The organism is Rhodococcus sp. IC4_135, assembly GCF_011602025.1.
Taxonomy (GTDB): domain Bacteria; phylum Actinomycetota; class Actinomycetes; order Mycobacteriales; family Mycobacteriaceae; genus Rhodococcus_F; species Rhodococcus_F baikonurensis.
Window position 1 is genome coordinate 108,288 of the sequence record NZ_JAAOLG010000014.1, and the last position, 21,440, is coordinate 129,727.

At 61.7% G+C, this 21,440-nt stretch carries 20 protein-coding genes, 1 tRNA gene, 1 other RNA gene and 1 pseudogene; 6 read left to right on the forward strand and 17 right to left on the reverse strand.

Going from position 1 to position 21,440, the window contains the following annotated elements; translation table 11 throughout:
* Positions 1-104: 104 nt before the first annotated feature.
* A complete protein-coding gene (locus tag G8767_RS22870) occupies positions 105-2,339 on the reverse strand; it encodes a DNA polymerase III subunit gamma and tau (RefSeq protein ID WP_166811938.1) in 2,235 nt (744 codons plus the stop codon).
* Positions 2,340-2,501: 162 nt separating this feature from the next.
* Here G8767_RS22870 and G8767_RS22875 point away from each other — a divergent pair, with 162 nt between their 5' ends.
* Complete coding sequence (locus G8767_RS22875) at positions 2,502-3,815, forward strand: ammonium transporter (protein ID WP_095969698.1); 1,314 nt, start codon at positions 2,502-2,504, stop codon at positions 3,813-3,815.
* Between the two features lie 6 nt (positions 3,816-3,821).
* Here the strand turns inward: G8767_RS22875 and G8767_RS22880 are convergent, their stop codons facing one another.
* The 7 genes and pseudogenes from G8767_RS22880 to G8767_RS22910 form a co-directional block, all read right to left on the reverse strand.
* Positions 3,822-4,193: a carboxymuconolactone decarboxylase family protein gene (locus G8767_RS22880; protein WP_095969600.1), complete on the reverse strand. Its 372-nt coding sequence runs from the start codon at positions 4,191-4,193 to the stop codon at positions 3,822-3,824.
* Positions 4,190-5,791: a long-chain fatty acid--CoA ligase gene (locus tag G8767_RS22885; protein ID WP_166811940.1), complete on the reverse strand. Its 1,602-nt coding sequence runs from the start codon at positions 5,789-5,791 to the stop codon at positions 4,190-4,192. The genes G8767_RS22880 and G8767_RS22885 overlap by 4 nt, the downstream gene beginning before the upstream one ends.
* Positions 5,784-6,389, reverse strand: a complete 606-nt coding sequence (locus G8767_RS22890) for an alpha/beta hydrolase (protein ID WP_166811942.1) — start codon at positions 6,387-6,389, stop codon at positions 5,784-5,786. Before G8767_RS22890 ends, G8767_RS22885 begins: the two co-directional genes overlap by 8 nt.
* Positions 6,389-7,749: pseudogene (locus G8767_RS22895) on the reverse strand (MFS transporter). The gene G8767_RS22890 and the pseudogene G8767_RS22895 overlap by 1 nt, the downstream one beginning before the upstream one ends.
* Positions 7,750-7,844: 95 nt before the next feature.
* Positions 7,845-8,897, reverse strand: coding sequence for a 3-keto-5-aminohexanoate cleavage protein (locus G8767_RS22900; RefSeq protein ID WP_166811944.1), 1,053 nt, complete (start codon positions 8,895-8,897; stop codon positions 7,845-7,847).
* A 51-nt stretch (positions 8,898-8,948) separates the two neighbouring features.
* Complete coding sequence (locus G8767_RS22905; protein WP_166811946.1) at positions 8,949-9,848, reverse strand: TauD/TfdA family dioxygenase; 900 nt, start codon at positions 9,846-9,848, stop codon at positions 8,949-8,951.
* A gap of 30 nt (positions 9,849-9,878) precedes the next feature.
* Complete coding sequence (locus tag G8767_RS22910; RefSeq protein WP_133728618.1) at positions 9,879-10,853, reverse strand: quinone oxidoreductase; 975 nt, start codon at positions 10,851-10,853, stop codon at positions 9,879-9,881.
* Positions 10,854-11,053: 200 nt separating this feature from the next.
* On the opposite strand from G8767_RS22910, the gene G8767_RS22915 reads away from it, so the two are divergent.
* Positions 11,054-12,058: an AraC family transcriptional regulator gene (locus G8767_RS22915; RefSeq protein WP_166811948.1), complete on the forward strand. Its 1,005-nt coding sequence runs from the start codon at positions 11,054-11,056 to the stop codon at positions 12,056-12,058.
* Here G8767_RS22915 and G8767_RS22920 read toward each other — a convergent pair.
* Positions 12,051-13,097 (reverse strand): putative sulfate exporter family transporter, encoded by a 1,047-nt coding sequence (locus tag G8767_RS22920; protein WP_166811950.1) that lies wholly within the window; start codon positions 13,095-13,097, stop codon positions 12,051-12,053. The genes G8767_RS22915 and G8767_RS22920 overlap by 8 nt on opposite strands.
* A gap of 101 nt (positions 13,098-13,198) precedes the next feature.
* On the opposite strand from G8767_RS22920, the gene G8767_RS22925 reads away from it, so the two are divergent.
* A complete protein-coding gene (locus tag G8767_RS22925) occupies positions 13,199-14,107 on the forward strand; it encodes a LysR family transcriptional regulator (RefSeq protein WP_166811952.1) in 909 nt (302 codons plus the stop codon).
* A gap of 7 nt (positions 14,108-14,114) precedes the next feature.
* On the opposite strand, the gene G8767_RS22930 is transcribed toward G8767_RS22925, so the two are convergent.
* The 4 genes from G8767_RS22930 to ffs form a co-directional block, all read right to left on the reverse strand.
* The gene (locus G8767_RS22930) at positions 14,115-14,696 is read right to left on the reverse strand and encodes an HhH-GPD-type base excision DNA repair protein (RefSeq protein ID WP_019746526.1); all 582 of its coding nucleotides are present in this window, start codon (positions 14,694-14,696) and stop codon (positions 14,115-14,117) included.
* An 18-nt stretch (positions 14,697-14,714) separates the two neighbouring features.
* A complete protein-coding gene (locus G8767_RS22935; RefSeq protein WP_166811954.1) occupies positions 14,715-16,070 on the reverse strand; it encodes a glycosyltransferase 87 family protein in 1,356 nt (451 codons plus the stop codon).
* Between the two features lie 98 nt (positions 16,071-16,168).
* The gene (locus tag G8767_RS22940) at positions 16,169-17,461 is read right to left on the reverse strand and encodes an aminotransferase class I/II-fold pyridoxal phosphate-dependent enzyme (protein ID WP_095969589.1); all 1,293 of its coding nucleotides are present in this window, start codon (positions 17,459-17,461) and stop codon (positions 16,169-16,171) included.
* Between the two features lie 42 nt (positions 17,462-17,503).
* Positions 17,504-17,603: signal recognition particle sRNA small type (gene ffs, locus G8767_RS22945), an RNA gene on the reverse strand.
* Positions 17,604-17,739: 136 nt separating this feature from the next.
* Here ffs and G8767_RS22950 point away from each other — a divergent pair.
* Positions 17,740-17,827: transfer RNA gene (locus G8767_RS22950), tRNA-Ser, on the forward strand.
* Between the two features lie 57 nt (positions 17,828-17,884).
* On the opposite strand, the gene G8767_RS22955 is transcribed toward G8767_RS22950, so the two are convergent.
* The 3 genes from G8767_RS22955 to G8767_RS22965 all read right to left on the reverse strand — a co-directional run bounded on the left by G8767_RS22955 (position 17,885) and on the right by G8767_RS22965 (position 19,335).
* The gene (locus tag G8767_RS22955; protein WP_166811956.1) at positions 17,885-18,298 is read right to left on the reverse strand and encodes a YbaB/EbfC family nucleoid-associated protein; all 414 of its coding nucleotides are present in this window, start codon (positions 18,296-18,298) and stop codon (positions 17,885-17,887) included.
* Complete coding sequence (locus tag G8767_RS22960; RefSeq protein WP_095969587.1) at positions 18,295-18,864, reverse strand: hypothetical protein; 570 nt, start codon at positions 18,862-18,864, stop codon at positions 18,295-18,297. Before G8767_RS22960 ends, G8767_RS22955 begins: the two co-directional genes overlap by 4 nt.
* Positions 18,865-19,026: 162 nt before the next feature.
* Positions 19,027-19,335, reverse strand: coding sequence for a hypothetical protein (locus G8767_RS22965; RefSeq protein ID WP_166811958.1), 309 nt, complete (start codon positions 19,333-19,335; stop codon positions 19,027-19,029).
* Between the two features lie 140 nt (positions 19,336-19,475).
* Between G8767_RS22965 and G8767_RS22970 the strand changes: the two genes are divergently transcribed.
* Entirely contained in the window at positions 19,476-20,294 is an 819-nt protein-coding gene (locus tag G8767_RS22970; protein WP_166811960.1) for a pentapeptide repeat-containing protein, read from the forward strand.
* A gap of 28 nt (positions 20,295-20,322) precedes the next feature.
* On the opposite strand, the gene G8767_RS22975 is transcribed toward G8767_RS22970, so the two are convergent.
* Positions 20,323-20,631 (reverse strand): DUF6191 domain-containing protein, encoded by a 309-nt coding sequence (locus G8767_RS22975; RefSeq protein WP_007731580.1) that lies wholly within the window; start codon positions 20,629-20,631, stop codon positions 20,323-20,325.
* Between the two features lie 133 nt (positions 20,632-20,764).
* Between G8767_RS22975 and G8767_RS22980 the strand changes: the two genes are divergently transcribed.
* Complete coding sequence (locus G8767_RS22980) at positions 20,765-21,436, forward strand: response regulator transcription factor (protein ID WP_166811962.1); 672 nt, start codon at positions 20,765-20,767, stop codon at positions 21,434-21,436.
* Positions 21,437-21,440 lie beyond the last annotated feature (4 nt).

The following is a 21,440-nucleotide window of genomic DNA, read 5'->3' on the forward strand; positions in this document are numbered from 1 at the left end:
CGGCACGTGCGCGCACAAGGGAACGGCACTTATAACAATTCGATCACACAGTGGTGCTGCGACATTCCGACAGCTGTTTCACGCACACAGACCAAGGGGGCAACTCAGCTTTCGAGGCGGCGAGCTCCGAGGACGTCCTTGAGGAGTTCCTTTGCAACATCCTCGGGATCACGTCTGGCAGTCGGATCAGCGGGCTCAGCAGCTTCCGCGAACATCTCATCCTCGTCCTCCGGCGTTGCAGGCGGAGGAGTTGCCTCGTAGTCGACCTCCGGAGCAGGGGCCGGTCCAGGGTCTTCCGGATAGTCGGGGGCCTCGGGCGGCGGAATGTCGTCCGAATCCCCGCGCTGGGGCTGCGGAGCCTTGGGCTGCTGCGCTGCGCGCTCCTGGCTGGGGCGAGAGAATCGCGGCGCAGCGGCAGGGCGGCTCGGAGCTTCGGACGACTTGGGAGCACTCGACGCTGCCGGCGCCGTAGGTGCACCTTCTTGATACTCGACTTGCCAAGTGCCACCGAACATCTCGGCAAGGACCTCGCAGATGACCGCCGCGTTGTGCGGTTGTGTCACACGAGCACCCAGGACCGGCGAGCCGTGAGCGATGACCACGACATGTCCACGCACATCGTGAACCGTCGCCGCGGACAGCATGGCCGGAAGAACCTTGTTTCGTTCACCGACCTTGTTGCGCAAGGTGTTCCACGATTCACGGAGAGTCTCGACTGTGGGGCCTGCCGAGACCGGCGCAGCTTCTGCAGCCGCCGGCTCCTCGTACTCGGGCTCGGGCTCGTAGTCCGGTTCTGGCTCCGAGAGTCCGATGGGATCTTCCGCTTCGGCCGGAGCAGGAACCGGTGGTTCAACGACTGGAGCTTCAACGACTGGAGCTTCAACTATTGGAGCCTCGGCAGCCGGAGCTTCAACCACTGGAGCTTCGGCAACTGGCGGATCGACGATCTCGACCGTGGGAGGCTCGACGACGGGAACTGCCGCTACCGGCGGTTCGACGACAGGAGCCTCCACAACCGGCGGCGTCGCCGCTGGCGCAGGTGCCGCTGGTTCCGGCCGTGCCTCAGGCTCGGCCTTGCGTTGCGAGGGCCGTTGGAACTTGGAAGCAATCTCCGGTTCGAGCGGCGGCACGGTCGGTGCCGGCGCTGCTGCCGCGCGAGGGGCGGCGGCAGCCGCGACTCCAGCAGCCGGAATACCTTGTTCCAGGCGCTCGAGCCGCTGCAACACGGCCGACTCGGCGTCGGAGGCCGAAGGGAGCAGCATTCTCGCGCACATCACTTCGAGCAGCAGCCGCGGCGCCGTTGCCCCTCGCATTTCGCTGAGACCAGCGTGGACGGTTTCGGCGAAGCGGGTGAGCGTGGCGGGACCAACCCGTTGAATCTGCTCACGCATCGTGACCAGCTCGGCCTCTGGCGCGTCGACCAACCCGCGTTCGCTGGCGTCGGTGACGGCCTGCATCAAGATCAGATCACGCAGACGTTCGAGGAGATCGAGCGCGAATCTGCGTGGGTCGTGACCGGCGTCCATCACGCGATCGACAGTGCCGAACAAGGCGGCACCGTCACTGGCGGAGAGAGCGTCGACTGCTTCGTCGATGAGTGCGACGTCGGTGACCCCGAGAAGAGAGAGCGCTCGCGGATACGTGACGCCTTCTTCGCCGGCTCCCGCGAGCAGCTGATCGAGGACACTCAACGAGTCACGAGGCGAACCGCCACCAGCCTTGATGACCAGCGGGTATACAGCGGGCTCGACCGGTACCCCTTCCTGGGCGCAGATCTTTTCCAGGAGTCCGCGCATGGTCGACGGCGCCAACAGGCGGAACGGGTAGTGGTGTGTACGCGAACGGATGGTCGGGAGAACCTTCTCCGGTTCCGTCGTCGCAAAGATGAAGATGAGGTGCTCCGGCGGCTCTTCGACGATCTTGAGCAGCGCGTTGAAGCCCGCCGCCGTCACCATGTGTGCCTCGTCGATGATGAAGACGCGGTAGCGAGAAGCGGCGGGTGCGTGGAACGCCTTGTCTCGGAGTTCTCGGGTGTCGTCGACGCCACCGTGACTTGCGGCGTCGAGTTCCGTCACGTCCAGGTTGCCTGTGCCGCCCGGGCCCAGCGAAACGCACGAGTCGCACACGTCGCACGGCGTCGACGTCGGTCCCTGCTCACAGTTCAGCGAACGCGCCAGGATTCGCGCCGACGACGTCTTTCCACAGCCGCGCGGGCCGGAAAACAGATAGGCATGGTTGATGCGTCCGGTGTCGAGGGCCGTGCTGAGCGGTGCGGTGACATGCTCCTGCCCCACCACCTCGGCGAAGGACGCGGGTCGATACTTCCGGTACAGGGCCACGCGCAAAGACTACCGGCGACCCACGACAGGTGGTCCGGTGCGGGTGCACTGTCGACTTCTCCCGAAACATGTTCGCAACACAATCGCAGTGCGGAGGAAACCGCGCGCACTCATCGTGGGTTCCGTGCACGCGGGCTGGTCCGCGTGCGTGAGGAGAAGACTGTGCCCGCCACCATCGATGCCGGAGCAACTGCCTGGTTGCTCGTCAGTACTGCACTGGTACTTCTGATGACGCCAGGACTCGCGCTGTTCTACGGCGGCATGGTCCGCTCGACGGGCGTACTCAACATGATCATGATGAGCTTCGTCTCCATCGCACTCGTCACGGTTGCGTGGTTGTTCGTGGGCTACAGCCTCGTGTTCGGCGACGATCACGGTGGCATCATCGGCGGACTCGAGCACATCGGCATGGCGGGCATCGACCCGTCGACCGTGCACGGGAACGTTCCGGAAGTGTTGTTCGCAACCTTTCAATTGACGTTTGCAATCCTTACTGCAGCACTCATCAGTGGTGCGATCGCCGACCGCGCGAAGTTCTCCGCTTGGATGATCTTCGTCCCCATCTGGTCCTTGCTCGTCTATGTCCCCGTCGCTCACTGGGTGTGGAATCCGCAGGGATGGCTCGCCCAGATGGGCGCACTCGACTACGCCGGTGGCCTCGTGGTCGAAATCGTGTCCGGAGCGTCAGGCCTGGCATTGGCGCTGGTCCTCGGCCAGCGGATGGGTTTCAAGGCCGAGTCGATGCGTCCGCACAATCTGCCGTTCGTCCTGCTCGGTGTCGGACTGCTGTGGTTCGGTTGGTTCGGATTCAACGCCGGGTCGGCACTTGCGGCCGACGGTATGGCCTCGCAGATCTTCCTCAACACCCTCGTCGCCGGCTGCACCGGACTCCTCGGTTGGCTGTTCGTCGAGCAGAACCGTGACGGACACCCCACCACATTCGGCGCAGCTTCGGGCGTCGTCGCCGGTCTGGTCGCGATCACCCCGTCGTGCGGAACGGTGAACATGTTCGGTGCGCTCGTCATCGGTCTGATCGCCGGCATCGTCTGCTCGTACGCCGTGGGATGGAAGCACAAGCTCGGCTACGACGACTCCCTCGACGTCGTCGGCGTGCACCTCGTCGGTGGAATCGTCGGCTCGTTGCTGATCGGACTCCTCGCGACGGCCGTGATGACGGGCGGTCCGGAAGGTTTGTTCTTCGGCGGTGGATTCTCGCAGTTGGGCAAGCAGTTCGTCGGTGTCGTCGTGGTCGCGCTCTATGCCTTCGGTGTGACCTACGGTCTCGGAAAGCTCATCGACAAGACCTTCGGCTTCCGTATTTCGCGTGAAGACGAGGCCCGCGGAATCGACGTTGCACTGCACGCGGAGTCGGCCTACGAGCACGGAGTCCTCGGCCACGGTCCGATCGGTGGACAGAACCCCAGCCCGTTCCTCCAGCGTCAGCGTGAGGAACGGGAGAACCGCGAGCGGGACTGACCGCCCTCACCGGTTCGCGATTTCCTCCATCAGGATCGGAACGCCGACATTGCAGGAATGAATCCCGACGACGGTGGTCAGTTTCAGCACCTCGAGAATCTCCTTCGGGGTCACTCCCATGTCGAGCGCGGCGCGAATATGGCGTCGTACGCCGGGCGCGTACATGTGTGTGCTCGCCGCATCGACGGCAATGCACAGCAACTGGATCACCTGAGGTGACAGCACCCCACTGTTCCAGGGCTGCATCGCTGTCGTCATGTACAGCTCGGTCCACTCGGGATCCAGCTCCGAAAGGCCGTCCCACAACGGATTCCAGCCACCTGAATCCTTCATGGCCTGGGTGACGGGAAATGCTTCACTTGCTCGAACGTCAGTCATCGATCTCCTCCGGCCATCGAAAATTCTTGATTCAGTTCACGTTTGAGAATCTTTCCGGTTGCCGTCATCGGCAGCGACGGCACGAACTCGATGCGGCGCGGATATTTGTAGGCGGCCATCTGTTCCCGCGACCATTCCACGAGATCCGATTCGGAGATCTCTTCACTCGGCTCTCGGATCACGAACGCGACAACTTCTTCGCCGAGGCTCGTGTCCGGCACCCCGACGACAGCGACGAGTGAGACGGCTGGGTGGGTGAGCAGAACCTCTTCGATTTCGCGTGGGTAGACGTTGAATCCGCCCCGCACGATCATGTCTTTCGCACGATCGACAATGTAGTAATTTCCGTCGGTATCGACCCGTGCCAAATCCCCGGTGCGAAACCATCCCTCGCACATGACTTCCGCCGTCGCCTCGGGTCGGTTGAAATAGCCCTTCATGACGTTGTGCCCGCGAATGGCCAACTCGCCCACTTCATCGGGGCCGGTGATCGTGTGCCAAGAGTCATCGACAAGCCTCGCTTCGACACCCCAGATCGGCACGCCGATCGAACCGGGCCGGGGGTCACTCTCGGGGTCACTGAACAATGCCAGCGGAGAGGTCTCGGACAAGCCGTATCCTTCGAGAATCTGAACACCGAAGCGTTCCTTGAACTGTGTCAAGATTTCGACGGGAAGCGCTGCGCCACCGGAGATCGCGCACCGCATGTTCTGTTCAACGGTCTCGACATCCACCCCGGATTCCACTACCTCGTCCAGCACGCCGAGGAGTCCCCAGTACATGGTCGGGACGCCCGCGAAGACCGAGATCTTTTCGCGTTCCATGATCTCGAGTGCCGCGGTCGCATCGAAGCGCGGCATCAACACCAAGGTGGCACCGACGCAGATTCCCGCATTCATGGTCACTGTCTGGCCGAACGAGTGGAACAACGGCAAAGTCAGGAGATATCGCTCATGCCTGGACGGAACGCTCTCGAACAACCGGTTGGTCGACAGTGCGTTCAAGACCATGTTGGAGTGAGTGAGTTCGGCGCCCTTGGGCTTTCCGGTCGTGCCGCTGGTGTAGAGAATGACCGCGGTATCCGTCGGTTCACGAACAACCGCGGCTGCAGGCGTTTCCGTGCCGGACACGGATGCCAGTGCTTCGCTTAGAGTCTCGACTCCGAGGATCGACGACGGTGCACCCGACTCGGCACTGATCACGATCAAGGACGAACATCTCTCGCTCTGCTCGAACCCGGCGATGGCGTACTCGGCGATCGGCAATTCGGGACTTCCCTCGAAACAGAAGTACAGCTTCGCTTCCGAATCAGCCAGGTGATAGGCGATTTCGCGTCCCTTGAGCAGAATGTTCAGAGGAACGACGACGCCGCCGGCCTTGAGAATGCCGTAGTAGACGATCGGGAACTCGAGAATGTTCGGGCAGGACAACGCCACCTTGTCACCTGGCTCGACACCCCGCGAGACGAGCAGATGGGCAATGCGATTCGAGTAGGCGTCGAACTGCGCATACGTCAGCCTCGCTTTCCCGAGTACCAGCGCATCCCGTTCCGGGTATCGCCGGGCCGAGTCTTCCAGCAGAGTCGCAAGGTCAAGCATGACTGTGGTCCTCCTGCTCCATGGAATCGACTAGCGACACCGACTCGAGCAGTTCCCACACCATCGATTCCGCCCGCGGCCAATACCCGTATCCGGATGCCGGATTGAGATGTCCGACATCACCCAGATCGAGCAACCGACTCCCCCATCCTTCAGCCAAACCCACTACTCGGCGATATCCGGCGAGCGCATCGTTCCGGCTCGCCGCGACCGTGCTCGGAAAAGGCAGACGCTGACGCGGTATCGGTAGCCACCCGTTCCGGTCGAGCTCCTCGAGCGACGGATAGGACTCGGGCAGCGGAAGTTCGAGATCCGCCGGCGTGACCAGTAGTGCGCCGGCAATCTCTCGATAATGCGCCCTCGCCCAGTGAGCAACGGTCATGACTCCGGCGCTGTGCGCGATAAGGACCACCGGCCCGCCAACACTTGTCAGCACCTCGTCCAACGCCGCAACCCTTGCATCGCGGCTGAGCTTGTCGGTCTCGAGGGGAGGAACCGTCAGAACGTTGTCGAGCCTGCGCGCGAGGTGAGTCTGCCAATGATCCTCGACATGATCCCGCAGACCGGGAACCATTACTACCGTGGTTGATTCATTCATCATGAACTCCGAACGTCTGTTCTTCAGTGGCGCCGAGGCTTTCGGGCCCCTTCTGCAATGTCGCCAGCCGCCTCATTCCCGCCGGGTAGGCTCGCTTGCCCGCAATCAGTGCGAGGGCCGCGACGACATAGACGAAGGGCGAAAGCTGGAGCGCGCCGAGGAGGCCCAGGTGATCGGCGAGAATGCCGACCACGAAGGGACCGAGAGCCAGTCCCAGAAGGTTGTTGGCAACGGTGAGCGTGCCCATCGCCGACGCTCGAATCGAATGATGGGTGAGGTTCGCGACCATCGCCGCTGTCGGCCCCGACGAACCGGCGGAGAAGAACGCACCGATACCGAGCAACACGAGTTGCGCTGTCCCCGTGCCCAACCGGAGCCCGATGCTCAGCGTAACCAATGAGATAGCGCAATAGACGATGGCGGTGGTCCATTTCCGCGCCGAATCGTCGCGGCTGAATCTGTCTGTGATGAAACCGCAGACCACCATCCCGCTCCCGACCAGGAGGACGAACACGGAAGCCGTGACGCCGGCCTTGTCCGGGGCCAAATCGTAGTAGCGATTGAAGAAGCTCGGCAATCACGCCAGAAGTACAGCGGCGGTGAACATCTGGAGACCGCCACCGATGTAGGCGAACAACACGGCCGGATTGGTGAACAGCGATGACACCGGCGCCCGGAAACCGTCGTGTCTCGCCACTTCCCCGGCAGCATCCGGAGCGGCCTCGACGGCATAGGCAGTGAGTTTCTTCTCGGTGACGAGTGCACGGAAGAGTGCAACCAGGATCAGTCCGAAGATCGCCATGGCAGCAAAAGACCACCGCCAACTGAACTGAACTGCGATGAACCCGCCGATTGCCACACCGATGACCGAACCGAACGATCCACCCGCCATGAAGGCACCGGCAAGAGCTGCGTGCACGCGGGGCGCAAATACGCTGAGCACCACGGCGATACCCACACTGCCGTACGCCGCTTCACCGACACCGACCAGGAACCGGGCGCCCAACATCTGCTCGTAGGTCTGAGCAATTGCGCACAGCAACGTCGCGACACTCCACAACACCGCCATCAAGATCAAGCTCTTGACGCGGCCCCAGCGGTCCGCGAGCAGCGACAACGGGAACGTCAACAGCCCGACCATCAATGCCACCACGCTGCTCAGGGAGGCAAGGTGCGAGTCGGAAAGATCCCAGTCCGCTTTCAGTATCGGGAAGACCGCACTGAGCACCTGCCGCGACATGTAGTCCGAGAGCAGAAGACCGAAGGCCAGGGCGAAAACGATCCACGGGTAGAACTTTCGTCGTCCACCGATTCCGAGCGCGGTGTCCACACGTGACGTGGCGGGAGCTTGCAATCCCATGACTCTCCTAGGAGTACTCGAGGTAGACGGGGCTCCGGAGGTACGAAACCGATGCGGTTCGTACCCCCGGAACTGTTGTACGAGAGGGGGCGAACTCAGGTGTGCTGCGTGAATCCCAGCTGGCCGATACGGCGGTTGGGTGCATAACCCAGCTTCGCCAACGTCTCGTCGGTGTCGGCATACGTCTCACCGATCCGGTAGATGTCCCGAGCTTCCTTCGCGGTAGCCACCTCACGGCCCAATTCGCCTGCAATGCGCACCAACTGCTCGATCTGCTGCACCGATGTCATCTTCTCGCCCTTGCGGCCCCAGATGGTGTCCTCGTTGCCACAACGAGCGTGCAGGCCCATCGCGATCGCCATCGTGTTCACCGGCAGGACGCTACGCATCAGCGTTTCCAGCGTCAGGCAGGCACCGTCGGGAACCCGCTGGACGAAGTTCATCATGTTGTACGGGTTGGGGCCGTCGAAGCCGCCGCCGATTGCCACCCATGTGAGGTTGACCGGGCCGGTGTAGATGCCGCGTCGGATCAACCGCTCCACCGTTTCGAGCTGCGGAATGCTCGACAACTGGAAGTGCGGCTGGATTCCGGCGGCCTGCAGCCGTCGCAGGTGCTCTGCCACCCACTCCGGACCGGCGGGCACGGTCATTTCCCGATACGTGTCCGCCAATTCCGGACGTTGCATCGACGTACCTGCGATGTCGTCGTCGGTCATCAGTTCCATGATGTTCATCTGGCTGGTGTTGATCGCGATCGTCACCTGATCGGGAGCCGGCTCCAATTCCGCAAGCATGTGGCGCACGTCGTCGGACATCCACTTCGCATCGGCGCCTTCCCCCTCCGGAGCAAACGAAATCGAGCCGCCGACCTGCAGAATCATCTCGGGAACGGCCTCACGCAGGCGGCCGAGAAGCTCGTTGAACTTCGACAGACGCTTCGAGCCCTTGCCGTCGAGTTCACGCACGTGGATGTGGAGAACGGTGGCACCGGCATTGAAGCAGTCGACGGCTTGCTGGACATGCTCGTCCATCGACAGCGGTAGGTCTTCCGCAAAATCGTCCGGCTCCCATTCCGGTCCGTAGGGAGCAACGGTGATGACAAGCTTGTCCTGGGTTTCGGGGAACAGTGAATCGTCGTGGAAATGCATAGCGTGACTCCGATCGAGTGAATGAATTTTCTTCGGGGCTGAAAAGAGAGATCAGAACGGTGCGTCGCCGACGATTCCGGCGCGCTCCATCTTTCGAACAGCAGGCCAGTAGTCCTGCACCGCGTAGTGCTGTGTCGAACGGTTGTCCCAGATCGCGACGCTGTTCTCGGTCCAGCGCCACCGAACCTGGTACTCGGGAATCTGAGCCTGGCTAGCCAGGTAGGTGAGCAGATTCCCGGCGCCGGGGGCGTAATCGATTCCGTAGCGGACGTTCTCGGGCGTGTGATAGTTCACGAGGTGTGTGGCGAAGGAATTGACGAAGAGAATCTTCTCGCCGGTCTCCGGATGTGTTCGTACCACGGGGTGTTCGGCGTCGGGAAAGCGTTCCTTCAGCTGGTGCCGCTGATCGATCGGCATCCGAGCGCCGAAGGTCGACTCGATACTGTGCCTGGCACGCAGATCCTTGATCTGGTCCTTGACCCGCGCCGACAGATTCTCGTAGGCGAGTGCCATGTTCACCCAAATCGTGTCGCCGCCGACAGGAGGTGTTTCCACACAACGCAATACACATCCCATGGGCGGGTTGACGCGCCAGGTGGCGTCGCAGTGATACGCATTCTCGAAGTGCTCCGGCGGGCTGTCCAGGTCTTTGTAGATGCGGACCAGACCTGGGTGGTCGGGGTCGCTGCCCAGGGCCGGATGATCCTCGAGTTCACCGAATCGCTGGGCAAGTTCAACGTGCTCGGCTCTGGAGAAGTTCTGGTCACGAAAGAACAGAACCTTGTGTTCGAGCAACAATCCCTTGATTTGGGCAAAGAGTGCATCATCTCGCGCGACCTCGCCGAGATCCACCCCGGACAACTCTGCCCCGATCGAACAGGTCAATTTCTCGACGCGGATCGTACTCGTCGACGAGGGAAGGTTTTCTGTCAGCGTTGCGGTGTTGGTCATGACAATTCCTCTGGGAAGTGCTGTTTCGGTTCAGACGGAGAAGACGGAGGAACCGATACTGCGACCGGACTCCATGTCGTGGTGCGCACGCACCGCATCTTCAAGGGGGTATCGCTGGTTGATCTCGATCTTGATTCGCCCGGACTCGACGTGGGAGAACAGTTCTCCCGCCAGTTCGGCACGTTCTTCGGGATCCGCGATGTAATCGGCAAGAGCCGGACGTGTGAGGAAAAGAGATCCCTTGACTGCCAACTGCATTGCCTGAATCGGCGGAGTCGGTCCGGAGGCCGTTCCGAAGCACACCAGCAGCCCGCGCCTGGCAAGGCAATCGAGTGAGATGTCGAAGGTGGATTGCCCGATACTGTCGTAGACAACCGGCACGCCGACACCCCCGGTGATCTCCTTGACACGTGCGACGACGTCCTCGCGGGTGTAGATGACGACTTCATCGCACCCGTGCGCTCGGGCGACGCTCGCCTTCTCGTCGCTCGAAACCGTGCCGATCACTTTGATTCCCAACAGTTTTGCCCACTGGGTGAAGATCAGTCCGACACCACCGGCCGCAGCATGCAGCAACACGGTGTCCCCCGCTTTCAACGGGTAGATGCGACGCAGAAGGTATGCGGCAGTCAACCCTCGCATGGTCATGGCGGCCGCGGTGTCGAAGGCAATGCCGTCGGGAAGCGCGATCAGGTCGGACGACGCCATGATCCGCTCGGTGGCGTACGCACCCAGCGGACTGCCGGTGTAGGTCACGCGGTCCCCCACTGCAAAATCGACGACTCCCTCGCCGATCTCTTCGACCACGCCGGCACCCTCAACGCCCATCCCGGCAGGCAATTGCGCAGGGTAGAGGCCGCTTCGAAAGTAGGTGTCGGCGAAGTTCAACCCCACCGCTTCATGGCGAACTCGAACCTCTCCGACGCCCGGTCGTCCTACCTCGATCTCTTCCCAACGCATGACGGACGGTGTGCCGATCTCGTGGAACCGAATGGCGTTTGCCATCGATGCTCTCCAATTCTGTGGGCGGACTCGACTCGATTGCGGTCGAGCTGCATTCGTACGCAACAACTTCCAGAAGTCGGTGCTCGACTTCGCGGTCGTGCCGAACTGATGTGAACAAAACTATGTGAGATCCGGCTCACATGCTTAACTTGACGAGACACGCAACACAACATTTCGGGACATCGAGTAAAGGAGGCCCCTTGAAGCCACTCGCCCGTTACGCATCACTGAACCGCTACGTCGACCTGTGCCGAACAGTGGACGTCGACGCTGTGGCCCTGATGAGAAGTGTCGGCCTGAGCCCGGCAAGTCTGGCGAACCCGGACCAATGGGTACCGGCCGCCTCCATCGCATCGCTCCTGGAGCGATCGGCAGCGGAGTCCGGACACGAAGACTTCGGGCTTCTACTCGCCGGCCTGCGTCGACTGTCCAATCTCGGTCCCCTCAGCTTGGTCATCAGGGAAGAACCAGACGTCAGGAGCGCACTCGACGTATTGATGCGATACGAGCACACGTACAACGAGTCATTGCGCATCCGATTGAACGAGGTCAACGGACTCGCCACCCTGCGAATCTCGCTCGAGGTCGGCGAGCCGGTCGACACCAGACAGAGCGTCGAACTCGCAGTCGGCGCGACGCTGCAGATCCTGCGAAGTTTTCTGGGTTCTCGATGGCATCCGGTCAGCGTGGGATTAACGCACAATGCCCCGAAAGATACGAGCACGCATCGACGAATCCTCGGCGACACCGTGGAATTCGATCACGAATTCACCGGAATCGTTTTCTTCGCCGCCGACCTGGATGCGGCAAACCAACTGTCCGACGAGTTGCTCCGGCCGTACGCTCGCCAGTTCCTCGACTCACTTCCCGCATCGGAAACCTCCGACACACTCAGCCGCACCAAGGAATTGATCGAAGTTCTGCTTCCGACCGGCCGCTGCTCGGTCGAGCAGGTAGCACGAAGCCTCGGATTCGACCGGCGGACACTGCACCGCCATCTCGCCGAATCCGGAGATACGTTCACTGCCGTTCTCAATTCGGTCCGAAGCACCCTCGCGGAACGATTTGTCGCCAACCCTCGCTATTCGTTGACCGAAGTGGCGGTACACCTGGGGTTTTCGACGCAGGGTAGCTTCTCGCGCTGGTTTCGCACTCAGTTCTCGATGAGCCCGAGCGCATGGCGGACTCAACGCTCGATCAGCTGACCAGCACGACTCCGACGTAGGCGATCGTCGCCACCCACACGGTGGAAATCGCGGCCAGCACGAATGGTCGGGCACCCACTCCACGAATGACGCTCAACCGCACTCCCAACCCGAGAGCGAACATCGCAGCAGCCAACAGCGCCGTCTGCACTGTCTTCGCCAATCCGAGAAGCTCATTCGGCAGCATTCCTGTGGATCGCAAACCCATGCAGCCGATGAATGCCACAACGAACAACGGAATCAGCGGGGGACGCTTGGTGGCAGTGTTGTCGACCATCGCGCGTTGCCGGATACTCAGAAACGCCATGACCGGCGCCAGCATCAACACGCGCGCAAGTTTCACGACGGTCGCGACACCCAACGCGGTGGCGCCGAGAGCGCTGCCTGCAGCCACTACTTGCGCGACTTCGTGGATCGACCCACCGGCCCACATGCCTGCGCCAATCTCGCTCATACCGAAAGCATTGGCCAACAATGGGATTGTCGGAATCATCAGAGTTCCGAAGATCACCACCAACGCTACGGCGGTCAGCAACTCTTCCTCCCGCGCATTCACAACACCGTCTGCCGCAGCCACAGCGGCAGCGCCACAGATCGAGAAGCCGCAGGCAATCAGAATCCTCTGCGACCAACTCAATCCGAGAAGCTTTCCGGCATACATGGTCCCGGCGATACCGAGGAACACTATCGCCACCACAACGGCGATCACTCCCCAACCCAAACCGACGATGTCGGAGAACATCAATTGCAGTCCGAGCAGAGCGATCCCCACCCGAAGTAGTCGTTTCGCCGAGAATGCCAGGCCAGGTTGGAGTTTTGCCGGCAAGGCAACGGTATTCGCCAACACCGCACCCGCGACAATCGCAATCAGCAGCGGACTCACGGCGGAGGTGAACCGACCGGCTACCAGTGCGACCGCGGCCCCCAAGGCGCACAACGCAACTCCGGGCGTCAATGCGGCGAGGTTCGACCACCGTCGCACTTCTGACGAAGGGGCGACTGCGGGTTTCTCGGCCACGGACTTCACATCACGGTTCACCCATCCAGAGTCCTTCAGCCATCATCGTCCCGGTAGGGCGATTTCTACCATCACGGCATATCAGATCGATATGGAAAGGGTGCTGGGTATAGCCTGTCTGCATGACCAGAAGGTGGCCCGAACTCACCACTCTCGAGCTACTTGTCGGTATCGACGATCATGGAAGCCTCAGTGCTGCAAGCCGTCTGGCTCACATCGCACAGCCGAATGCCAGCCGCGCCGTCAAAGCCCTCGAGCGGCAGCTCGGGATGCCACTCATACACCGAAAGTCGACGGGGGCAACCTTGACTCCGCAGGGGACCGTCATCGTCCACTGGGCGCGCCGCGTCCTCGCCAACTCGAGGCAGCTTCTCGACGTCGCCGAAGGGATGCGGACCGAACGATCGGCGGAATTGACCGTCTGCGCCAGCATGACCGTCGCCGAACATCTGATCCCGGCCTGGCTCGGCGTCTTTCGATCGCTGCATCCCGGTGTCACCGTCCACCTCCAGGTCTACAACTCGACACGCGTACTCGAAGCCGTCGAAGTAGGAATGTGTGACCTCGGATTCGTCGAGTCCCCGACCGCTCCGAAGACCCTGTCCAGCGTCACCGTCGCGCGTGACTCGCTGGTCGTGGTCGTTCATCCGGACCATCCATGGGCACGTCGACGAAAGCCCCTGACCGTCGCCGAACTGGCAGCGACACCGCTGCTGGTGCGTGAGCCCGGATCGGGAACGAGAACAACTCTCGACCTGGCGTTACACGAATACGAGCGCGCTGCACCGTTGTTGGAACTGGGTAGTTCGGCCGCGATTCGAACCAGCGTGCTCGGTGGCGTCGGTCCGGCGGTACTGAGCACACTGGCCGTCGAGGATCAGGTGAAGAAGGGAGAGCTTCGGGTCGTAGCCGTCGAAGGCTTGGAGCTCGACCGATCCCTGCGTGCGGTGTGGCGTCCGCCGCGTCAGCTCGAGGGCCCCGCAGGCGACCTGATGAAAGTAGTGCGTGCGAGCGGGCCCCGGAAACCCTGAAAGCGACTTACTTCTTGTCGGCCTTCGCTGCTGCCTTTGCGGCCTTCTTGAACTCACGGACCTCGAGCAAGGACTGCTCGTCGACCACGTCTGCAATCGAGCGCCTCGAACCTTCGAGCCCGTAGTCGCCGGCCGCTTGACGCCAACCTTTCGGCTCGACGCCGATCTGTTTTCCGAGCAACGCCAGGAAGATCCGGGCCTTCTGATCCCCGTATCCGGGCAGTGCCTTGAGCCGCTTCAGCACTTCCTTGCCGTCGGGATTTCCCGACGTCCAGATCGCCGCAGTGTCGCCGTCGTAATTCTCGACGATGAACTGGCACATGAGCTGGATACGCTCGCCCATCGACTTGGGGAATCGGTGCACAGCCGGAGGCTCGGCACAGATCGCGATGAACTCGTCGGTGTCCATGTCGGCGATACGCCTGACGTCGATGCCGCTGAGCCGATCCGCCAGCTTCTTCGGACCGAGGAAGGCCGTTTCCATCGGAACCTGTTGATCGAGAAGCATTCCGATCAACAACGCCAACGGGTCTTCGGCCAGGAGAGCATCGGCTTCGGGGTCACCGACAAGGTTCAGTTGAAGTGCCATGAGTCCGATACTGCCACGTCAAGGGGCAGTTGTGACCGGCGCCGACGCATCCGGCGCCGGAATCTTCCACTTCTTCCAGCCGAACAGAACCAAGGTCGAGACCGCGGCAAGCGTGAAGACCCACAGGTAGACGCCGACGGTCGGAATCCGCAGATACTCGGGCGGCACGAACATGAACAAGCCCATGCCGACAAAGCGATCCGTACCGGGAATGACCGACGGGTCCCACCAGGTGTGAGACCAGTTCAAGACCGGGAGCAGGAACACGAACGGCGCTACCCACGCCAAACGCTTCTTCGACACCATCGCGTAGTGCGCGGTGAGGACGACCAGCGGGACGAACCATACCCAGTGATGACCCCATGAGAACGGCGAGACGGTGGTCGCAGTCAACCCAGTCATGGTGAGGCCGAGCAATTTCTGACCGTGCCGATGCGCAACCCACGCCGCTCCGAGTCCGAGGCACACCGCCAGCGCACTGAAGACGAGAACCAGGGCCTTCGACGGCTCCGGAGTGTGAGTGAGTTGGGCGATCAGTCCGGACACGGACTGGTTGCTCGGAGCATCCGTCGGTCCGACGCGTTCGCTGTCGACGAGGGTGCCGGTCCAGTACTTGTACGCATCGTTGTAGATCACGACGAAGCCGATCGCGACGGTCGCCGCGAACGTCACGACGGCCGTCACCAACGCACGCCATTGACGAGTGATGAAGAGGTACGCCCAGAAGAAGGCCGGAGTGAGCTTCACGCCGGCGGCGATGCCTGCCCCGATTCCTCGGAGCCGACTCTTCTCGTCCCGACCGAGGTCCCACACGATCAGGAGCAGCAGGAAGATGTTGATCTGCCCGAGCCAGAGCGTCGTGCGTATCGGTTCCATGAACAGGAAGATCGTGGTGGCCAACGCACTGGCGGCGTAGGCCTTCACGTCGAGCCGGTAGCCGAGGTACTTCCAGCACAACACGATCACCGCGAACAACGCCGCGATGTTCAAACCTGTCCACACGACAATCGCCTGTTTGAACGAGAGCACCGCCCACACCGTGAACAGCAAAGCCGCAAACGGCGTGTACGTGAACATCATTCCCTGCAGAACCGGACCGTCGTACAGCGGAAGGCCCTGAACCACGACACTCCCGCCGTGGCGGTAGACGTCGAGATCGAGGAAGTTTTCGAAGATCCCCCAGTACCGCGTATTCATCGGCACGGCGAACAGAACCATCAGCACGGACGCGACTGCCAGAACACCGAGCACAGAGAATCCGAGAACACCGACACGAAGACTGCGACGCGGAATGTCAGCTTCGATGACCGACTCTGAATTCGCGGTGTGTGCCTCGAAAGAAGGCCCATCCGAAGCGTTGATCGCGCCCGTCACTACAACCTCCGGGATTTACACCCTATGTCGGGAATTGATGCTCCGAACGGTACAAGACAAGACCGAAAAGTACCGACCGGGCACGCCGCTTCGAGAACTCAGATCTCGGAGAGACGCGATTCGGTGGCAGCCAGCAGGACACACGTAGCCACGCCGTCCATGGCAACTTCGAGTTCAGCCGTGGACGGGAAACTCGGGGCCAACCGGATGTTCCGGTCGTCCGGATCCGTGCTGTACGGGAAAGCCGATCCGGCCGCAGTGAGCGCGATACCCGCGTTCTTCGCCAGTTCGATGACCCGCTTGGCCGTGCCGTCGACCACGTCGAGGCTGATGAAGTATCCGCCCTTCGGCTCGGTCCAGGACGCGACCTTCGACGCACCGAGACGATCCTCGAGGATTCGCAGTACGAGCTCGAACTTGGGCGCCAGGAACGCGCGATGCTTCTCCATGTGCGCACGAACGCCGTCGGCATTGCCGAAGAAACGCAGGTGGCGAAGCTGATTGACCTTGTCCGGTCCGATGCTCTTCTTACCCAGGAACTTCTGGTACCAGGCAAGGTTCTCCGCCGAGCCACCGAAGAAGCTCACACCCGCGCCGGCAAAAGTGATCTTGGACGTCGACGCGAACACGAGCGGACGGTTGGGGTGTCCGGCCTCCGCAGCCATCGAGAGAATGTCGTAGGACGGCGCAGTCTCGCCGACAAGCGGATGCACGGCATAGGCGTTATCCCAGTACAGGCGGAAATCGGGCGCAGCCGTCGGCATCGACGCGAGCGTCCGGACAATTTCTTCGGAGTACACGGCACCGGTGGGGTTCGCGTAGACCGGAACCGCCCACATGCCCTTGATCTGCGGATCTGACGCGACGAGTTCAGCGATCTTCACGACGTCGGGGCCGTCGTGATTCATCGGCACCGCGATCATCTCGATACCGAGGGACTCGGTGATCGCGAAGTGGCGGTCGTAGCCGGGTGCGGGGCAGAGGAACTTGATCTTCTCTTCCTGTGCCCACGGCCGGGCCGAATCAGGTGTGCCGTGAAGCAGTGAGAACACGACGTTGTCGTGCATGATCTCGAGGCTCGCGTTGTTCCCGGCGAGAAGGTTCGCAACGGGGATACCCAGCAGCTCGCCGAAGATGGCGCGCAGTTCCGGCAGACCGGTGAGTCCGCCGTAGTTGCGGCAGTCGGTGCCGCTTCCGTCACGGAAATCACCGTCGCCGGGCAGCGTCAGCAGCTCTGCGGAAAGGTCGAGTTGTTCCGGGGAAGGCTTACCGCGAGTCAGATCGAGTGCGAGCTTCTGCGCCTGGAGCTGCGTGTACTTCGCGCTCTGGCTCTCATGCTCGGAGGTGAGTTCTTCATGGCTCATCAACCCGATCTGGGTTTGGATAGGCATCCGGAGCGGCCTTTCACCGACGAGGCGGGGTCGGGTATGTGAAAAAAATAGAGGACCCCGCGCACCCGGCAGAGCCCGTTGACCCTTGCTGCCTTCCGGCCCTGGGGGAGTTCACAGGATGCGCGCCGCGCGGGATCCAATGAACAGTGTAGACGGCTTTCGTCGGCCGCTGCACACCACCTACCGGGGTGGAGATGCGAACCCCGCGATCCACTGGTTCTTCGCAGCTCAGGCACCCGTTTAACGCTTCGCGCCCGCAATTGGGTATGCTGCTCCACGGAGGATTCGCCTAGTGGCCTATGGCGCTCGCCTGGAACGCGGGTTGGGTTAACGCCCTCAGGGGTTCAAATCCCCTATCCTCCGCCAAAGGAACCCCTGTGGACTGCCGAGAAGCGGTTCACAGGGGTTCTTTTTTGCCAGGGTTCAGGCACGCCCCATGAACGAACCGCCACCGAAAGGTGGGTCGTCGTCGACCGGTGCACGGCTAGCTCGTCGCTGCAGATAGATCTCGGGTGCGGCCGGCACCTGATTGAACGCCTCCATAGCCCTGACGACACGAGAGTCGCGGAGGAGAGGTGCGCGAAGTTCCTGCGCGGCCGCCGCTGCTGCCGCGCAAGCGGTTCGGTGGGACTGTGTGATCGCGTCGGAGAGTGCAGCGGCGCCGGCCCGTAGGCAACTCTCGGTCAATTGCAGGTCGGAGATCGCACCGTACGCGTCGACTTCGACGCTGACGGCCCCACCTCCAGCATCTGCGCGGGCGCGAACTTTCCCGACCTCGATGTCGACTTGGCGGGCAAGGACAGTCAACTCCGGAAGCGAGGACGCAGGTCCGGTCATGGCTGATCGATCTGCACGGGCGCATTCGGATGATCCGACGCTTCGGGTCGGGGGAAACACGGCGACGACCCGCTCAGGCCCGCTCCGCGTGGATGCTCGTCGAAGACCATCCGATATCCATCCGGCAAAATGGTTTCGGTGCTCGTCGTGTCCCCGGCCGAGTCGTACGTTCGAAACTTCCAGCCGCGCTCAGTCCATAGGTTGCGGATCGTGTCGCCGAAACTTGGAATGCTCGCAGCGTCAGAAGACTCGAGGAAATACATCACGCCGTAGTCCACGGATGTGTCCTTCGACAGATTACTGTCGTTGCACGGGACGATGCCACCCGGGCTGAGTGTGACTTTCTTGCTCAGCTCGGAATACCGCGTCAGGTAGGCACCCGGCGGCAGTACCGCGATCGTTTCGGTCAGATACTCGATCACTTTGGCCTGTGCCTGTGAGCGGGTCAGATTCATGTCGGCTTCCATCACTTTTCCGTTCTCCGTCGTCGCACACGCCGACAGCAGCACTGCCACCGCGATACTGCCCGAGCCGAGTGCTCGACCGCGTCGAGTTGCGTTGGTCATGGCGCTCCTAGTCCGGCGATCACGTGGCCCATCCCGGCAAGAGTCGGAGCGGTGTGCCGCTTCCACCGTGTGAGAGAAGTCGCGGTTCCTCCGCTCCAAAGCCGTAGCGGCGGTAGCGAAAGCAGTTGGATTCCACGCGTGGACCTGAGAGATTGTCGCCATCTACACAGGCGCCTGGTAGGTCGCCAGTCGGTTCCGGAAAGCGACTACGACAGCGTCATAGCTGTCTGCGCTGTATTGCGCGGCGTCAGCCATCGACGTCAACATCGCCGAGGTAGCGCGGTATCCGGCGGTGATCGGGTCACCGGCCCGCACGGCGGCCGGGCCGCTAGCCGAACCGGGCATCGCAGCTGCCGCGTCAGCAAGGATTCCGGACACCTCGATGCCGGCAATCACGGCGCTTTGGTCTCGCACGGCCTCGGACAAGGCCCGTAACAACTCGGCATCTGCTTGCAGTATTTCGTTCCCCACCCAAGCCCCCCGGCTTCGAATCGACATGCGAAAAAGCAGCCTAGCAGCGCATCGACTGCTTCAGAACCACGCAATTTCGTTTGACAGACTCACGAACCCGAAGACACACTTTCCGTCCAACCCAACAATCAGGAGTGCGCGTGATTGCCGGCCAGACCAATCTGCTCGCGGATTGCAGCAATTGCTTCGGCCTGTGCTGCGTCGCACTCCCCTTTTCCAAGTCCTCCGACTTCGCGACCAACAAGAATGCAGGCGACCCCTGTAAAAACCTGCAGCAGGATTTCCGCTGCGGCATTCACACCGGATTGCGAAAGAAGGGCTTCACCGGTTGCACCGTCTACGACTGTTTCGGTGCGGGACAGAAGGTTTCGCAGCATACCTACGACGGCATCAGTTGGCGAGATGCCCCGGAGACCGCGTCAGACATGTTCGAAACCTTCCCTGTCGTACGCCAGTTGCACGAACTGCTCTGGTATCTCACCGAAGCCCGCTCACTGAAGCAGACCCACTCGATTCGGAAGGAACTCGACGCGGCACTCGCTGAGACGGAAAGCCTGACCAACGGCACGCCTTCGCAGGTTCGAGGCGTCGACGTCTCGGCACACCGAGCGGTAGTGAACATACTGCTCTTGCAGACGAGTGACCTTGTGCGCTCACAGGTCTCGGGCAAGAAGGGTCGCAAACTCGACCACCGCGGCGCAGACCTCATCGGCGCCAGATTCCGTGGTTCCGACCTGCGTGGGGCCAACTTTCGCGGCAGTTATCTGATCGGGGCAGACCTGCGCGGCTGCGATCTCGATCGGGCCGATCTGATCGGTGCAGACTTACGCGGCACCGACATTCGCGGCGCAAAACTCCGCGGCAGTATCTTTCTCACTCAATTCCAGATCAACGCGGCGATCGGCGATTCGGCTACCACGCTTCCCGATTCGCTCACCCGCCCCAGCCACTGGGCCTGAGCCCGACGACCGTCAACTCCGTCGACTGTCAACTCCGTCGACGGAGAACGACCTTGTTGGCTTCCGGATCGACGGACACCCACGGCGGGTCACCGTCGGTTCCGTCCTCACGATGCATCAATGCACTCTGCCGTTGCTCGAATTCATGATGCTTGGAGCCCTGAAACAGGGCAGCAACCTCTTCGAAGCCTGCTGCCGAGACCGGACGAGTCGTGCGTCCTCGAGTCCACGGCAGTGCCCGACCACCGGTGAGCCGGTTCCAGAGAGTCTCGGCGAATGCGAACAGGACCAGCAGCACGAGCAAGCCTGGCAGCGTCAACGCGAACAGAGTGCCCATGAAAGAAGTCTAGCGACGAACGCCCCCGCTTCCCGCAACTTTCGATCAGCCACCTTCTTGTGGCCATGCGATAGATGATCTGCCACAATGCACGCTGTTACGACTAGTAACACCTTCGGGGGGAGGATTTCACGTGAGCTTGATACTTGCAGCTACCGACCGTTCGGAGCTTGCCCGGACACTCGGGACCGAATTAGTTCATTTCGGTCATCAAACACAGCTCGTCCGCACCGGGCGCCGCCTATTGGACGACCTCGACACCGACAGTTTCGATATCGCCGTGATCGATCTCCTGTTACCGGACATCGACGGCTACGAGATTGCACGACAGATCCGCTTGCGCAGTTCGATGCCGATCATGATGTTGGTGGACACCCACGAGGACATCGACGAAGCACCACATGGCGCTGTTTCGGACTTTGTACTGAACCCGATCGATTCTCACGCGCTCGATCTTCGGGTCACGGCGATCCTTCGTGAAACCGCCCATCCCGCCCCCGACAAGCACCAACGTCGCGGTGACCTACTCCTCGATCGACGTGCGATGACGGCGACATTGGGTGGAAAGCTGCTGGTTCTCAGCCGGACCGAATGGCGGGTACTCCTGGAACTCTCGACCGAGCCTGGGCGCGTGTACTCACGTGATCACCTGATCCGAAACGTCTGGGGTTCCGACCACGAAAGGACGCGTGTGGTCGACGCGACCATTCTCAGTCTGCGATCCAAACTCGAATCCAATCCAGCAAAACCGAAATACATCAAAACCATCCGGGGGTTCGGATACCGCTTCGGCCCGGTCGACTGAAATC

Bases quoted from the DNA above. Each gene is read 5' to 3' on its own strand.
- G8767_RS22880 (WP_095969600.1), bottom strand. From the start codon at position 4,193: ATGACTGACGTTCGAGCAAGTGAAGCATTTCCCGTCACCCAGGCCATG.
- G8767_RS22885 (WP_166811940.1), bottom strand. From the start codon at position 5,791: ATGCTTGACCTTGCGACTCTGCTGGAAGACTCGGCCCGGCGATACCCG.
- G8767_RS22890 (WP_166811942.1), bottom strand. From the start codon at position 6,389: ATGAATGAATCAACCACGGTAGTAATGGTTCCCGGTCTGCGGGATCAT.
- G8767_RS22900 (WP_166811944.1), bottom strand. From the start codon at position 8,897: ATGCATTTCCACGACGATTCACTGTTCCCCGAAACCCAGGACAAGCTT.
- G8767_RS22905 (WP_166811946.1), bottom strand. From the start codon at position 9,848: ATGACCAACACCGCAACGCTGACAGAAAACCTTCCCTCGTCGACGAGT.
- G8767_RS22910 (WP_133728618.1), bottom strand. From the start codon at position 10,853: ATGGCAAACGCCATTCGGTTCCACGAGATCGGCACACCGTCCGTCATG.
- G8767_RS22925 (WP_166811952.1), top strand. From the start codon at position 13,199: ATGACCAGAAGGTGGCCCGAACTCACCACTCTCGAGCTACTTGTCGGT.
- G8767_RS22930 (WP_019746526.1), bottom strand. From the start codon at position 14,696: ATGGCACTTCAACTGAACCTTGTCGGTGACCCCGAAGCCGATGCTCTC.
- G8767_RS22940 (WP_095969589.1), bottom strand. From the start codon at position 17,461: ATGCCTATCCAAACCCAGATCGGGTTGATGAGCCATGAAGAACTCACC.
- G8767_RS22955 (WP_166811956.1), bottom strand. From the start codon at position 18,298: ATGACCGGACCTGCGTCCTCGCTTCCGGAGTTGACTGTCCTTGCCCGC.
- G8767_RS22960 (WP_095969587.1), bottom strand. From the start codon at position 18,864: ATGACCAACGCAACTCGACGCGGTCGAGCACTCGGCTCGGGCAGTATC.
- G8767_RS22975 (WP_007731580.1), bottom strand. From the start codon at position 20,631: ATGGGCACTCTGTTCGCGTTGACGCTGCCAGGCTTGCTCGTGCTGCTG.